The sequence below is a fragment of the Thaumasiovibrio subtropicus genome (assembly GCF_019703835.1).
Taxonomy (GTDB): Bacteria; Pseudomonadota; Gammaproteobacteria; order Enterobacterales; family Vibrionaceae; genus Thaumasiovibrio; species Thaumasiovibrio subtropicus.
The window spans coordinates 2,539,717-2,554,710 of the sequence record NZ_AP023054.1; the positions used below are offsets into that span (position 1 = coordinate 2,539,717).

At 46.2% G+C, this 14,994-nt stretch carries 15 protein-coding genes and 1 riboswitch; of the genes, 5 read left to right on the forward strand and 10 right to left on the reverse strand.

Annotated elements, in window-relative coordinates; all coding sequences use genetic code 11:
• Positions 1-343: 343 nt before the first annotated feature.
• The 7 genes from TSUB_RS11185 to moaA all read right to left on the reverse strand — a co-directional run bounded on the left by TSUB_RS11185 (position 344) and on the right by moaA (position 4,372).
• Positions 344-496 carry a hypothetical protein gene (locus TSUB_RS11185; RefSeq protein WP_192867807.1) on the reverse strand — a complete coding sequence of 51 codons (153 nt, stop codon included), beginning with the start codon at positions 494-496 and terminating at the stop codon, positions 344-346.
• Between the two features lie 614 nt (positions 497-1,110).
• Positions 1,111-1,653: a hypothetical protein gene (locus tag TSUB_RS11190; RefSeq protein ID WP_087016162.1), complete on the reverse strand. Its 543-nt coding sequence runs from the start codon at positions 1,651-1,653 to the stop codon at positions 1,111-1,113.
• 15 nt (positions 1,654-1,668) lie between these two features.
• A complete protein-coding gene (moaE, locus tag TSUB_RS11195; RefSeq protein WP_087016159.1) occupies positions 1,669-2,109 on the reverse strand; it encodes a molybdopterin synthase catalytic subunit MoaE in 441 nt (146 codons plus the stop codon).
• Between the two features lies 1 nt (position 2,110).
• Entirely contained in the window at positions 2,111-2,353 is a 243-nt protein-coding gene (locus TSUB_RS11200; RefSeq protein WP_087016157.1) for a MoaD/ThiS family protein, read from the reverse strand.
• Positions 2,350-2,838 (reverse strand): cyclic pyranopterin monophosphate synthase MoaC, encoded by a 489-nt coding sequence (moaC, locus tag TSUB_RS11205; protein WP_087016155.1) that lies wholly within the window; start codon positions 2,836-2,838, stop codon positions 2,350-2,352. Before moaC ends, TSUB_RS11200 begins: the two co-directional genes overlap by 4 nt.
• Positions 2,826-3,353 carry a molybdenum cofactor biosynthesis protein B gene (gene moaB, locus TSUB_RS11210; protein ID WP_087016153.1) on the reverse strand — a complete coding sequence of 176 codons (528 nt, stop codon included), beginning with the start codon at positions 3,351-3,353 and terminating at the stop codon, positions 2,826-2,828. Before moaB ends, moaC begins: the two co-directional genes overlap by 13 nt.
• 29 nt (positions 3,354-3,382) lie before the next feature.
• Complete coding sequence (moaA, locus tag TSUB_RS11215; protein ID WP_087016151.1) at positions 3,383-4,372, reverse strand: GTP 3',8-cyclase MoaA; 990 nt, start codon at positions 4,370-4,372, stop codon at positions 3,383-3,385.
• Positions 4,361-4,493, reverse strand: a riboswitch (molybdenum cofactor riboswitch). Its footprint overlaps the gene before it by 12 nt.
• 438 nt (positions 4,494-4,931) lie before the next feature.
• On the opposite strand from moaA, the gene TSUB_RS11220 reads away from it, so the two are divergent.
• Both TSUB_RS11220 and yvcK read left to right on the forward strand, forming a co-directional pair.
• Positions 4,932-5,507 carry an LON peptidase substrate-binding domain-containing protein gene (locus TSUB_RS11220; protein WP_087016149.1) on the forward strand — a complete coding sequence of 192 codons (576 nt, stop codon included), beginning with the start codon at positions 4,932-4,934 and terminating at the stop codon, positions 5,505-5,507.
• 166 nt (positions 5,508-5,673) lie between these two features.
• A complete protein-coding gene (gene yvcK, locus TSUB_RS11225; protein WP_087016147.1) occupies positions 5,674-6,552 on the forward strand; it encodes a uridine diphosphate-N-acetylglucosamine-binding protein YvcK in 879 nt (292 codons plus the stop codon).
• On the opposite strand, the gene TSUB_RS11230 is transcribed toward yvcK, so the two are convergent.
• The 3 genes from TSUB_RS11230 to uvrB form a co-directional block, all read right to left on the reverse strand.
• A complete protein-coding gene (locus TSUB_RS11230; protein WP_087016145.1) occupies positions 6,520-6,882 on the reverse strand; it encodes an Hpt domain-containing protein in 363 nt (120 codons plus the stop codon). The genes yvcK and TSUB_RS11230 overlap by 33 nt on opposite strands.
• Positions 6,882-8,357, reverse strand: coding sequence for a sigma-54-dependent transcriptional regulator (locus TSUB_RS11235; RefSeq protein ID WP_087016143.1), 1,476 nt, complete (start codon positions 8,355-8,357; stop codon positions 6,882-6,884). The genes TSUB_RS11230 and TSUB_RS11235 overlap by 1 nt, the downstream gene beginning before the upstream one ends.
• 405 nt (positions 8,358-8,762) lie before the next feature.
• Entirely contained in the window at positions 8,763-10,781 is a 2,019-nt protein-coding gene (gene uvrB, locus TSUB_RS11240; protein WP_087016142.1) for an excinuclease ABC subunit UvrB, read from the reverse strand.
• Positions 10,782-11,702: 921 nt separating this feature from the next.
• On the opposite strand from uvrB, the gene TSUB_RS11245 reads away from it, so the two are divergent.
• The 3 genes from TSUB_RS11245 to TSUB_RS11255 all read left to right on the forward strand — a co-directional run bounded on the left by TSUB_RS11245 (position 11,703) and on the right by TSUB_RS11255 (position 14,957).
• Complete coding sequence (locus TSUB_RS11245; RefSeq protein ID WP_087016140.1) at positions 11,703-12,671, forward strand: sensor domain-containing diguanylate cyclase; 969 nt, start codon at positions 11,703-11,705, stop codon at positions 12,669-12,671.
• A gap of 236 nt (positions 12,672-12,907) precedes the next feature.
• Positions 12,908-14,305: an amidohydrolase gene (locus TSUB_RS11250; protein ID WP_087016138.1), complete on the forward strand. Its 1,398-nt coding sequence runs from the start codon at positions 12,908-12,910 to the stop codon at positions 14,303-14,305.
• A gap of 337 nt (positions 14,306-14,642) precedes the next feature.
• Entirely contained in the window at positions 14,643-14,957 is a 315-nt protein-coding gene (locus TSUB_RS11255; protein ID WP_159064741.1) for a hypothetical protein, read from the forward strand.
• Positions 14,958-14,994: the final 37 nt, after the last annotated feature.

The window sequence follows — 14,994 nt, forward strand, 5'->3', positions numbered from 1 at the left end:
GGTGGATTACGCTCAAAACAGTAGCATTCATCGAAGCATTTTGCTACATGACCCTCACAAAAAATAACATCATGCTTAACATGACTGGATTTAACAATATAAAATGCTATTTAGTGCAATGATAAGTTGCCTATCTTTCTTTATTAGTACGAATAAACAGATTATCAGCCCAAAATTTCGGTAATTGATATCAAAACAACAATATAAACTGCATATTTTTTACATTTGAAACATAAATACACAAACACTCAGCATTCTGGGTACTGGTTATGTAATCAAGCGCACTAAAAAAGCGCCCTTAGGCGCTAGATTGGTGCAGAAAACTTGGACAATGATCACGGAGTTATCTTTCGTTGTTTTCCGATTCAAAAGGCTGATTATCATTATCGTCATTCTGCTGATCTCGCAACATTGCGTCACTATTTTCAGTTTCGTCAAGACCAAGATCATGCATCATTTGCTTAATGCGTTTGTTCGCAACGCGACCATGTTTCATCACTATCCTCCAAGAGTCCTTGTTTTAAAATCTCAATGAGAAAAAGCTCCTTTAGTACACTCGATAGGCTCATGAAATGGTGCTCACTGTTAGCGATTTATCTGCACCGCCACTCTCCCTTTGGCAAGCCTCATGTTACTGATATTTATTCTTTCGGTGCTTATTCGCCTACACTGGAACATTGGCGAAAACATGACCAAAGCATGAACATCAAATAAAGTTTGGCACAAGATTGCGATATTGCCAGTCAGCGACGGAGTAATTCCGCATAGATATATCAATCAGATGAATAAAACCCATTTCAGATAAAATAACCAAAAGGAATATTAAAATACTGGTTAGATTATCTTTTTACATAGGCGATTTTACTGACACGAACGCCTGATTTTTCACCAGCTAAGGCGTATGATTTTTCTTGCCGCGTCACAATTTACGGCACATCCGTTCTGTTCCAAACCAATACAATATAGAGAAGATAATGAGACCAGTAGGCTACCAACCCCACCCAAGCAGCTCCCGCGTTCGCCACGGCTTTGTCCCTGCAAAAGGCACATCAAAGAAGAACTCAAAAGCTGAAAAATAGAATAAATAAAGCGCAATCAAGGCCCCTCTTTTCAGGGGCCTTTTTTGTTGCTTTTCATCATCCAAACATCATGAATCTGATTAGGGTGACAGTGTTCAGCCTCTACGGCGGCAAGCAATGCGGCCCAACGATGATGCCCTTCAATTAGGCTATAACCAGCGTGAAAGTGACGATTATCAACGAGAACAAAGTCACGCTCATGCTGATAAACAATGGGAGGAATGCGCCACGTGTGATGACGACGAAAATAGGCAATCAAAGGATCCTGATGAAAAGAGCGCCCTTGCATCCGACGCGACAACAAATTGATAACATCAGAGAAAGGCGTTTGCACCAACATGAGGCATTGCGCCGTTGTTAGCGCGGATTTTTCAAACTCTACATGAGAGAAGTCCATCCATCCCCAGCGATAAATGACCGCTTGCCAGTGCGAGTATAGCCATTGTTCCAAAACACAAGGAGGGAAGTGGGGTAACTTTTCATGATGACGGGATAACCATGTATCAAACGACTCGACCAAGGGAGTACCATAGCCTTTTGGCATCATCTCATAAAGTAAGCGTTGCGACCCCATCGCGCCTCTCTCGATCTACCAGCGTTTTAATGCATCCGCATCTTTTTGCTCGGCTTCCACCCAGCGCTGGCCAGTTGTCGTGCACTCTTTCTTCCAGAAAGGCGCGCGGTTTTTCAAAAAATCCATCACGAACTGACAAGCAGAAAAAGCCGCTTCTCGATGGGCACTCGACGCACCAACAAACACGATCTGCTCGGTAAGTGATAGCTCACCAACACGATGAACGATAATCAACTCACTTAACGGCCAGCGTGCTTTGGCTTGATGGGCAATCTCTTCTAGCGCAGATTCTGTCATACCCGGATAATGTTCAAGATACAGACCAGTGACGTCATGCCCTTGATTGAAATCTCGTACTCGACCAACGAAAGTCACCACCCCTCCCACGTCAGAAGAGCGACACAACTTGTCATACAGCTTGCCGACGTCAAAATCCTCAACTTGAACGCAAATCATCTTACCCTCCGGTGACAGGAGGAAAGAAAGCGACTTCATCTCCCGCTATCAATGTTTGTTGCTCATCCGCCACCATCACTTGGTTCACAGCGACCAAAGAATTGGCTAATCCACGCTCCCAATTAGCACCATGTGATATGAGTTTCGCCCGCAACCCAGCGACCGACAAGGAAGCGTCCTCTATCTCCAACAGATCCGTACCGAGGAGCTCTCGGGTAGATGCAAAGAATCTCACTGTGATCATGCGTTTTCCCCCTCTTTTATATAGTGCCCCGATTTGCCCCCTTGTTTCTCGACAAGCTGTAACCCCGAAATCACCATATCTTTTTGAATTGCTTTACACATGTCATAAAGCGTTAAGGCTGCGACACTCGCCGCGGTAAGCGCTTCCATTTCAACCCCCGTTTTACCGGTCAACTTACAGGTCGTTTGTACATGCACGCGATTCAGTTTAGGCTCAGGCACTAACTCGACGCTCACCTTGGTTAACATCAGCGGATGGCAAAGGGGGATGAGCTCTGATGTTTTCTTAGCCGCTTGAATACCCGCTATACGCGCGGTCGCGAACACATCGCCCTTATGGTGTTCGCCGCGTAATATCGTCTCAAGCGTTTCGGCCGCCATTTCGACATACGCCTCTGCTCGCGCGATACGCACGGTGTCAGTCTTTAACGAGACATCTACCATATTGGCCTCTCCGTTAGAGGCGATATGAGTTAGCGCTGACATAAACGATTTCTCAGATGGGGCATAAAATTACACGGGCGATGTGTGGCATCAAGCTGCTGCTGAATAATGCCTTCCCAGCCAGTGCGACATGCACCTGTCGATCCCGGTAGTGCGAAGATAACCGTCTGATTTGCATAGCCAGCTAGCGCTCGCGATTGAATCGTCGAGGTGCCGATCTCTTGGTAGGATATATGTCTAAACAACTCACCAAACCCTTCTACCTGCTTATCAAACAGCACTGAGATTGCTTCGGGTGTGGTATCTCGCGCAGTAAAGCCCGTGCCGCCGGTAATCACGATCGCGTCTACATCTTCACTGGCGATCCATGCTGAAACTAAGGCGCGAATCTGATACTTGTCATCGATAACGATTTTCTTGTCCGCTAAATGATGGCCCGCACTTTTCAGCGCATCAACCAAAAACGCGCCCGACGTATCATTCTCTTCAGTCCGGGTATCAGAAACCGTGAGCACCGCGATGTTGGCGGGGCTGAATTCTTTTGGAGCATGTCCCATTTCATTATTCCTATTATTAGCGCTCAATTCTATCCACCAATAGACGCCAAATGCGGTGTCATACCGCTGTTGCCTTGGTGGAGGAAATGTGTCTTTTTCTTACTTTGCAGACTCTCTCGAATCCGCGCGATTAAAGCGTCTTGTGAAGCGTCATTTGCCAGTAGATCCCTTAGTTCAACCCCAGCTTCACCAAACAGACAGAGATGAAGTTTGCCTTTTGCCGACACTCGCAGACGGTTACAGCTTTCGCAAAATCCATCATCATAGGGGAGGATCAGACCAATCTCACCGAGATAATCCGGATGTTGATACACTTCTGCTGGGCCATCATTTAAACGTCTCTGGGCAAGCTGCCACCCTTCGGCTAACAACTGATTGCGCAGCGAAACCCCAGACTGGTGGTACTGCGCAAAAAAGCGATCCATTTGGCCTGTCTGCATCAACTCAATAAATCGCAATTGAATGGGTTTATCTTTAATCCAAGCAAGAAACTGACGAAAGTCATGACTATTGCGGTTTTTCAACAACACGGTATTCACTTTGACTTGCTCAAAACCGGATGCAAATGCCGCATCTATACCAGCCATGACATCATGGAATCGATTTTCACCAGTAATTAGGTGGAACATTTTCGGATCAAGGCTATCGATACTGACATTTAGCTTTGTCAGCCCTGCCTCTCGCCAAGCAGAAACCTGTTTTTTTAGCCTATAGCCATTGGTTGTGGTTGCGACATCACGAATACCCGGTGTCGAAGCAACGGTTTCAATGATTTCGGTAAAATCACGACGCATACTTGGCTCGCCACCTGTGATGCGAACCTTATTCGTTCCACACATAGCAAAGCCTTCGACAACACGTCGAATCTCATCTAATCCTAAAAAACCTGTCGGTTTTCCGGGTTCTGGGCGATAGCCGTCAGGGAGGCAATACTGACAGCGGAAGTTACATACGTCAGTCACCGACAGTCGCAAATAGTAAAACTGCCGATGAAATCGGTCTTCAAATTGTTGCGCCATACAACACCTTTCCAATTCGGGAGGCCTACCAATTTCTCGGTAAACCCTGGAGACCATTGTCTCGGCGACATCAACATATGCTTGATTCACTTAGTCGAAGCCACTCGGGTTATGGCATATCTCTGCGTGCGAGCAGAGAAATGTTAAATTGTCGATCTTCTATATTATTGTCACTGCCCGATTTCAACGCAAACATTGATTTAGATGTCAGATCACACTGCATCACTTCCAACGCACCACAATATTAAACCTGATTCATACTTTTCAACACAGCAACTTTGGCATACTGGGCTTTGTTCTCAAGCGACTTCGCGTTGCTTGCGGATCTAACCTTGATCGGTACGAGTGATTTTCGTTGGCCACGCAACAATCCATCGTGACGAAGCCTCTCTATTTTTGCATTTCGATATTTTCAAAATGCATATAAACACAGTGCACATTGCAAAGCCTTCTACTCAACCTTGAAGACCGTTTTATAACTCACTGAAAAACATACACAAAAAAGTAGGCATTACTATTGCAAAGGATATACAAAACAACGGACATATAGGTGAGCGTTATGAACACAACATTACCCATTCTATTTCAACGCCGTCACATTTTACCTGATGGACGTCTTCCGATTCGTATCGCCCCCGGCATTCAAATGGATACGATTAAAGAGGCACTAAAAAACAATGGGATTTTTGGGGTTTGTATGTACGACCCGAGTGACGAACAACAATTTTACGAGATTGGTACCCGTGTTCAGATCGAAGATTTTGAGCCGGAGCTTGTCGACGGATTACTACAAATAACCGTGATTGGACTCGACAATTTTGAGGTGCAAGCTTTTGGCGAAGGTGAAGAAACAGGCATCTATTACGGAGAGTGCAAAATACTGTCTCGTTGGCCCGATGCTAAGTTGTCTGTCACGCAACAGCTGCTCGCTGAACGGCTTGAAATTATGTACGAAAAATACCCAGAGCTCGCAGATCTTCATGATGACAAACAGCTTAGTAACCTAAGCTGGTTGTGCCAACGCTGGCTAGAAATATTGCCCGTACCTGTGCGCGAAAAACAATGGCTCCTTAATCGACCAAATTGTTTAGAAACAAGCGACTATCTCATGAGCATCATGTTAGACCCACATTAATCAGCCACTGCATCAACGTTCACGCCTTTTCCCCACTGCTTCCCTTTTGGCAGTGGGGCTTTTTCTCCTAACAAGTCCACACTCATAACATTCCTATTACGCAAAGCTTGTTGCGGTATAAGAATTCGTTAAAATCATACTTTAAGAAAACAATAAGACATGGCAAATGACTGACTATAATAAGCAAATTGTCGCGGTTGGCGGAGGCCACGGGTTAGGACGCGTTCTTTCAGCTCTCTCAGATTATGGCCGCCAAGTAACGGGGATCGTCGCGACCACAGACAATGGCGGATCTACCGGACGCATTCGTGCTTGCCAAGGCGGCATCGCCTGGGGAGATACCCGTAACTGCATCAACCAGCTCATCACCGAGCCCTCGGTTGGTTCTATGATGTTTGAGTATCGCTTCCGTGGTAATGGTGAGCTGAATGGCCATAACCTGGGTAATCTCATGCTCACTGCGCTTGATAATTTAAGCGTGCGACCGCTAGATGCTATCACCACTATCTGTGACCTACTTCAAGTAGAAACACGTATTTTACCGATGTCTGAACACGCTGCCGACCTTACCGCGGTCACGACGGAAGGCGCAGTCATCTGCGGTGAAACCAATGTTGATGAGCTTTGTGCCGTGCCACAACGTCTCTATGTCGATCCCCCGGTACCCGCAACGAAAGAAGCCATCTCCGCGATTGATAATGCCGATCTAATTTTACTTGGACCAGGTAGCTTTTTAACCAGTGTAATGCCGCCACTTTTGCTGACAGAAATTGGCAAAGCGCTTCAACATGCTAGAGGCAAAATCTATTTCATTGCCAACCTTGATGATGAGCCCGGCCCGGCAGGGATGATGGATCTCTCCATGATGCTGAAATGGTGTGAGCGCGCCATGCAAGGCAGAGCCATTGATGGCATTATTACAGACGAAAAAAAAGAGATAGCGCCGACATATCATCAGGCTATCTCTCCTCTTGCCTCTTACAACCACGAGTGGCGGCATGACCGCGGCGCATTAAGAAAGGCTATTGACGGCGTTTTGCTCTAATGCGAGCGCTTTATACTGGTCTGCCATGCTGTGGACCAGTTGCGTCAACGCTTCTAAATGCTCAAATACCCAAGAGTCTTGGCCTTGTTTAACCCTTGACTCACATTCTTGCGCCATATCAGCCAACTCATCTGCACCGAAGCTTGACGCGCTGCTCTTTAAGGAATGGCTAATTTCACGAATTTGACTCAATGTAGGGGTATTGCTTAGCGTAGCGTGGTACTGCTCTAATTCGTCGCTAAACACCGTAAGCAAAACGCCAACCGTGTCTTCACCAACTTCTGAAGCCAGTCGCTTTATTGTTTCGGCATTGATGGTACTGCTACCCATTAAACCGTCTCCCCTTTGACACCTGTTGTTTCTTGCCAGGTTTGAAGCTTTCTATATATTGTCGATGGGCTCACTTCTAGAAGCCCGGCTGCGCGAGGGATGTTCCCATCGCAGGCTTCTATCGCGGCTTCAATTGCTTGTTTTTCAACCTGCCACAAAGGCAGAATTGGCCGCGATTGAGTCACATCACTCTTTTCTAATGATGAAGGCTGACTCTGCACAACGTCTTGCGTTGACAATGTCGGCTCTCCAACCTCTTCTAATGCAAGATTAACACCAGAAATTTCATTTAATGGTGGTGGCAGCATCTCTTTAGCGACAGCTTCAGCACTATTGAGCACAACTATATTGCGAATCACATTCTGGAGTTGTCGAACATTGCCCGGCCAATTATATTTGCGAAATATATCAACAACTTCATCGTCAAATCTGACGAATGGTTTTTTCTCTTCCACTGCCATGTGAGCCAACAAGGAGCGGGCTATTTCAATCACGTCATCACCACGCTCACACAGAGGGGGTAACTTCAATGGAATCACATGTAAACGGTAGTACAAATCTTCCCGGAAGCGCCCAGCCTTAACTTCTTCCCAAGGGTCTCGGTTAGTTGCACAAACAAAACGTACGTCTACTTTCATCTCTTTTGAAGAGCCAAGTTTATGGAAGACGCCAGTTTGAATAAATCTGAGCAATTTGGATTGCAAATCGAGATCCATTTCGCAAAGCTCATCGAGAAATAGCGTTCCGTTATGGGCCAGCTCAACAGCACCTTTGCGCTCAGCCGCCGCCCCTGTGAACGCGCCTTTTAAGTGTCCGAACAGCTCACTTTCAATCAGCTCTTTAGGAATCGCTGCACAGTTAATCGCGACGAAAGGGCCGCCTTTACGTGGACTCGCAGAGTGAATCGCATCCGCACAGACCTCTTTGCCCGTCCCGCTTTCACCCGTGATAAACACCGTGGCCTTACTGGCAGCAGCGGACTCAATGATCCGGTATACTCCCTGCATTTTCAGGCTCTTACCGATGAAGCCCTGATAATGCGTACCGTCTGTCCCTGTCTCGTCGGTCGCAATGACTTCCCCGCCTTCAGGTGGCGCAACCTTGCGCTTAAAGACATTACTGACGGTAATGCGTAGTCCATCCGCTTCACAGGGTTTAATGAGAAAATCACGCGCGCCCAAACGCATCGCTTCCACCGCCACATCGATAGAGCCATGCGCCGTCATGATGATCACTGGAAGGTCTGCATGCAGCGATTTTACAAACTCAAGCACTTCCATGCCTTGAATGTCTGGCAAGCGCAAATCCAGCAGGATCAGATCCGGTGGATTCTCGCTCACGTAAGTCTTCGCTTCACCACCAGTACCCACGATATCAACATGCATTCCTAAAGGATTAAGATACGATTTATACAACGCTGCGACAGAGGCGGTATCCTCTACCATCAAAACACGTTTTTTCGCTTCTGCTTCCATTGAATCCTCTCTGGCATTCCAGCGCCATCATTCAAAGTGATAATTTAGTATTAATAATAAGACAAGTTTTCGCAAAATGAGAATACAGATTCGAAAAAAATCGCATATTGCAAATTTGCAATTTTTAAAACGCAACAATGCAAACTTGTATAGCAAACAATACGAGTCACTAGCGACTCAAATAAAAACTCATCTGACCTGTTCAATGACAGATCATCAAAATAGTCAGACTTTAAAAAGTTGGCACGGTGTGTGCATTATATAAATCGACCCTTAGGGGTCAGCCTAGCCAACTGACGTTGTTTGTGAAAATATTCACCAAACAATGAGCCAACCGAAAGATATTGTCGGTTGGCTTTTTTTTTATCTATAGCCCGTTAGTCTAGCGCTAAGTGACGCTCACTACTAACTATTAGCGATAAACTGCTTACGTAAAGTCTCAATCTGATCACGCTTTTCTGCGGCTTTTTCAAACTCTAGATTCTGTGCGAAGTCATACATCTCTTTTTCCAATCGCGTAATTTCAGCTTCAAGTGCCTGCGGTGCCATGGTTGAATACCCTGCCCCTCGCTCTGCCACTTTGTGTAGCTGCGCAGCCTTGTTGACCGGGCGCTTACCGCCACCTAACTCTAGAATATCGCCAACTTGCTTATTAAGTGCCTGCGGTACAAGCCCTTTTTCTTCATTGTGTTGCTGCTGTTTCTTTCTTCTGCGCTCTGTTTCGCCGATGGCTCTCGACATGGACCCGGTAATTCTATCCGCGTAGAGTATAGCCTTGCCTTTCAGATTTCGCGCTGCACGACCAATAGTTTGAATCAAAGATCTTTCAGAACGCAAAAATCCTTCCTTATCTGCGTCCAAAATTGCAACAAGCGAGACCTCAGGCATATCCAAGCCTTCTCTGAGCAAGTTAATCCCGACAAGGACATCAAACTCACCCAACCTCAAATCACGAATAATTTCGACACGCTCTACCGTATCAATATCAGAGTGCAGATACCGTACACGTACGCCATGCTCAGTGAGATACTCAGTCAAGTCTTCTGCCATGCGTTTGGTGAGCGTCGTCACCAATACACGCTCGTTTTCCGCCGTACGAAGATGAATCTCTGACAGCAAATCATCAACCTGTGTCGCCACGGGCCTGACTTCAATCTCAGGGTCGAGTAATCCCGTAGGTCGGACAACTTGCTCGGCTATTTCGCCGTCAGACTTCTCGAGTTCATAATTCCCAGGCGTAGCCGACACATACACAGTCTGCGGTGCGAGGGCTTCAAACTCTTCAAACTTCATTGGACGATTATCCAATGCAGAAGGCAGGCGGAAACCATACTCGACCAAGGTCTCTTTGCGCGAGCGGTCACCACGGTACATGGCACCTATCTGCGAAACCGTGACATGAGATTCATCAATGATCAGTAAGCCATCTGCAGGAAGATAGTCAAACAACGTCGGCGGCGCTTCACCTTGTGCTCGCCCACTCAAATAGCGCGAGTAGTTTTCAATGCCAGAGCAGTAACCTAACTCCTGCATCATCTCGATATCGAACTGGGTGCGCTGAGAAATTCGCTGCTCTTCAAGCAATTTATTCTCTTTGAGTAAGAACTCACGACGCTCTGCCAACTCTTCTTTAATGCCGTCGATGGCTTCAATGATTTTCTCGCGCGGGGTGACATAGTGCGTTTTAGGATAAATCGTACAGCGAGGCAGGTTGCGTTGAGCGATCGCACCCGTGAGGGGATCAAAGCTAGAAATGTTTTCGACTTCCTCATCAAACATCTCAATACGAATCGCTTCGTGATCAGATTCCGCTGGGTAAACATCAATCACTTCACCACGGACTCGGAAGGTGCCACGTTCAAAATTGATATCATTGCGCGTGTACTGTAGCTCAGCCAAACGACGAATAATCGCCCGCTGCTCCAACATGTCCCCCCGGCGAACATGAAGCATCATCTTTAGGTAAGAATCGGGATCACCCAAGCCATAGATCGCAGAAACCGAGGCCACAATAACAACATCGCGCCTTTCCATGAGGGCTTTTGTCGCCGACAGGCGCATCTGCTCGATATGCGCATTCACTGAGGCATCTTTCTCGATAAAGGTATCCGATGCCGGTACATACGCTTCCGGCTGGTAGTAATCATAATAAGAGACGAAGTATTCGACGGCATTGTCAGGGAAGAACTCTTTCATCTCTCCATAAAGCTGTGCCGCCAGTGTTTTATTGGGCGCCAGGATTAATGTCGGCCTCCCCGCCTCAGCAATGACATTCGCCATGGTGTAAGTTTTACCGGAGCCGGTTACCCCAAGCAGGGTTTGATGTGCAAGACCACTATCAAGCCCTTCAAGCAATTGATTAATTGCAGTGGGTTGATCGCCCGACGGTTTAAACGGGGAGGAAAGAGAAAACGCCTTACTCATACCTATTCCTTTCTGAAAAGCAGCGCTGATAATTACTGCCCCTCAATAAGTTTGTCAATGCTTTATCCGTTAGCGCCTCAGTGAAACGTCAATCCAACGGCAAAGCTCACGTTAGCCTAGTGTACACAACGCTACTGACAACTACTGACAGTGGCAGGACCGAAAAGCCATTAACTCAAAACGTCGATGAGATCACAACTTGCTTATCCGAGATCGGACTTGCCTCATCAATAGCAAGACTTCCTTCGTCTCAACGCGACGACAAAATTCGACTGTGCATAAAGGCATATTTTATCCACAGGCACTGGAGGTAGGGGATTTAAGTCGATCAACTGACTTATCCACGGATTCTGTGGATAACCATGTTAATCCTTTTGTATTAAAAAGATACCTAAAAAGCCTAAATGCCAACGAAGTAATCCCCACGCGGCAAAATACTTTATTTTCAACACGTTAAGCGCACTTATTGATGAGAATCAAAAGAGTGATAAAAAAACATCACATATATGAAAGAAATGACTTCTAAATATTGACTGTGAATAGCGAGGATAAGCCAGTGGAAAAAGTAACCACAAGGGAAAACGACAAAAATCGCTGGAGTGCCTTTGAATATAGTGGAAGTGACGCTTTTAAGGCTCGATACGCAGGCATGTCATCGAAAGTTCACATTGCCTTGCCGAATGCGGGTTGAAGATAATACGGCAGATCGCTTAACGATTGCAATCAATAAAATACTTTTTTGAGTAATTTATCGACGAACGTCCACAGCTCCCTACGCCTCTAGGCATCCACTTTATTCGCATCACACTGTTATGCAACCAAGGTCTGTTTGTACTAGAGTTTTCTTACGGTGGTAAACAAAGGTGATCGCACGCGTTTTCTATCGCAATATCAGAGCATGCTAGAGGTAAAGATGTCGATATGCTAAACATTGCTTTCCTGTCCCAAGTTCTCAATACCATGGAAGAGCACATCGCGGTATTAGATGAATCCGGCAAAATTGTCTACGTCAATCAGGCATGGGTTGAGTTTGGGAACTGCAATCAAGCTAAACTGCAAACCCAAGATGCTTGGATTGGCATAGATTATCTTGAGGTTTGCCGAAAAAGTGCGACTAATGGCGACGAGACCGCTAAAGACGTTTTTAAGGCTGTCTCCGATCAACTCGCTGAGCGGGTGAAAACCTTTAATACTGAATACCCTTGCCACAGCCCAAAACAACAGCGTTGGTTTACCGTTCGCACCTCCGTTATGCATCATGAAAATGAGCGCTATATCGTCATCTCTCATCAAGATATTACACTGCGGAAAATGACCGAGCTTGAAATCGAAGCCCTATCGCGTACCGACCCCCTAACGGGTCTCGCAAATCGTCGACATTTTGCTGAACTAATGACGTCAGAATGGAACCGTTGCACCCGTTTCCACCAGCCCTTCTCGTTGATTATTCTCGACCTCGATTTTTTTAAGCAGCTTAACGATAAGCTTGGCCACTTGGAGGGGGATCATTGTTTAGAAAAGATCGGGCATTCACTGCAGCATTACGCAAAGCGCGCCAATGACATTTGCGCCCGTTACGGCGGTGAAGAGTTTGCACTGGCTTACGGGGGCCTGGACGTTGTCGCGACGCTCCATATTGCCATGCGATTGCAGAGCCATATCAATGCCCTACAAATCAAAAATCCCGCCTCCCCTCATCACGGTATTCTCACGTTCAGTGCGGGTATCTCAACCATGTACCCAACCCCAGGGGACAACATCACTGACATCATCGCACTGGCCGATCAACAGCTCTACCGCGCTAAACAATCAGGGCGGAATTGTATTGCCTACCAAATAAACGATGAGCTAAAACTCAAGAGTAACCCGCTCCATCCTGTGAAAAAATAACTAGCTCAGATTGCCACAGTATCTTAACAACTAGAATAGGGTAGCGTGTGAAGGTCGATATAGAAACGATCGGCATTTCCCTACAATAATAAAACCATTCAAAAACATCCCTTACAGCAATATCACAACCATAGTGATCAAGATCCCAAGCAAACGTTTTGCCTACTGATAGCAATATCGTATCCCATAGACATCCACTACACTCCGCTTCCCTGTTTCTACCATACCTATTGACCATGTTTAAGAAAACGTTACTGACACTCGCTCTAGCAAGCACGGCTACTTTGGCAATGGCCGCTGAAAAGGCCGACTACATCATAAACAACGCGACCGTTCTCACCATGAACAATGAGAAAACTGTTTACGAGAACGGTACCGTCATCGTTAGAGACGATAAGATCATCGCGGTCGGCGACGCGGATCTTTCCGCGCAATATAAAGCCGAAACGGTGCTGGACGTAGACGGCGATATCGTCATGCCGGGTCTCATCAACACCCATACCCATGCCTCTATGACCGTGTTTCGTTCACTTGGTGATGATGTGCCTGATCGCCTGCATCGTTACATTTTCCCACTGGAAGCAAAACTGGTTGCCCGAGATATGGTCCGTATTGGCGCGCAACTCGGCAATGTTGAAATGATCAAAGGTGGTGTCACCACTTACGCCGACATGTATTACTTTGAAGATGAAGTTGCTAAAACGGTTGACGAAATTGGCATGCGCGCCGTACTTGGTCAAACAGTCATCCAATTCCCCGTTGCTGATGCTAAAAATGCCCAAGCGGGTATTCAGTACGCACTGAACTTTATTGAAGAGTACAAAGACCACCCGCGTATTACTCCCGCTTTCGCCCCGCATGGTCCCTACACCAACAGTACAGAAACCTTGCAGCAAATCAGTAAACTGTCTTTAGAACACGATGTGCCTGTTCTTATTCACTTAGCAGAATCTGATCGCGAAATAGAAGTAATTGCAGAGCGCAGTGGTGGACTCTCCCCAGTGGCATACATGGCAGATATTGGCGCGCTAAATCATAAGGTAGTGGCAGCCCACGCGATTGAAGTAAGTGATGAAGACATCGCCCTGCTCAAAAAACACGATGTCGGTATCGCACATAACATGAGTGCCAACATTAAATCGGCCAAAGGTGTTGCCCCCGCGCTTAAAATGTTTAACGAAGGCCTGCGCATAGGTTTAGGCACTGACGGGCCAATGTCAGGCAATACACTCAGTACCATTGACGAGTTCAATCAAGTCGCAAAAGTACACAAGCTAGTAAACAATGACCGTGCTGCCATGCCACCTATCAACGTCATTGAAATGGCGACCATTGGCGCTGCGCGCGCGCTTCATATGGAAGATAGTGTTGGTTCGTTAGAAGTTGGCAAACAAGCAGACATCATTGTTATTGATGTCAAAGCACCAAACATGGTCCCAGTTTACAACCCATACTCAGCACTGGTTTACTCTGCCTATGCAGCAAATGTTCGTCATAGTATGGTCGCAGGTCAACTACTGATGAAAGATCGTGAAATGCTCACCGTTGATGAAGATGCGATTCGCAATGAACTGCTAGAGTACACTGAAACAGTACGTAAAACGGTGTTAGAAAGCGGAGAAGAAATTCGCTAATTCAAACAGCGAGTTCATAAGGGGGCCAACTGCTGAGGCCCCTTTCTTTTTCCTTCATTTTGAGAAAATCCCCCCAACTATACCTGTAACTGATTTTTTTGTTGGTGAGAAATCCGTTAAGTCGCTTCGAAATGTCGATCTATAACTTGTTGTACTTATCCGGGGAACTAGGATGATGATATCCGATAAGTGACGAACATATTATCCTTTATATCAATGAGTTAATGAGCGTTTTCTCTTTTTTGAAAAGTTGTCGTTCACTCAAAACCAATCTGCGAAGCTCGATTTATAAAGCAGGAACAGATGAGGCAACAATGATGTTAAGCGGTGACATAAAATGAATAGAATTCGAAACGGCCTCCATGGATTGGCATTTACCTACCTCTTATTAATGTGGGGCTATATTTTCTTTCGGCTCGTGACCCAAAATGAAAACTACTTTGCAGGCAACGTGGTAATGTATAGCTTACCTCTCCTAGTCTGGGCGATGCTCGATACCATGTTAGCACTTAGCTTTAGACTGCCCGTCAAAACACGCAGCATCATCACCGCATTGTTTTCTGTGGTACTGACAGGCATGCTCTATCACTTCAATATTTTACTGCCTTATGAAGATTGGATCGCGAAAGGTATGCCACCTAGGCCATTTTAGTTTTCACTGCGAACATCTACTCACGCTACCTCGAGGT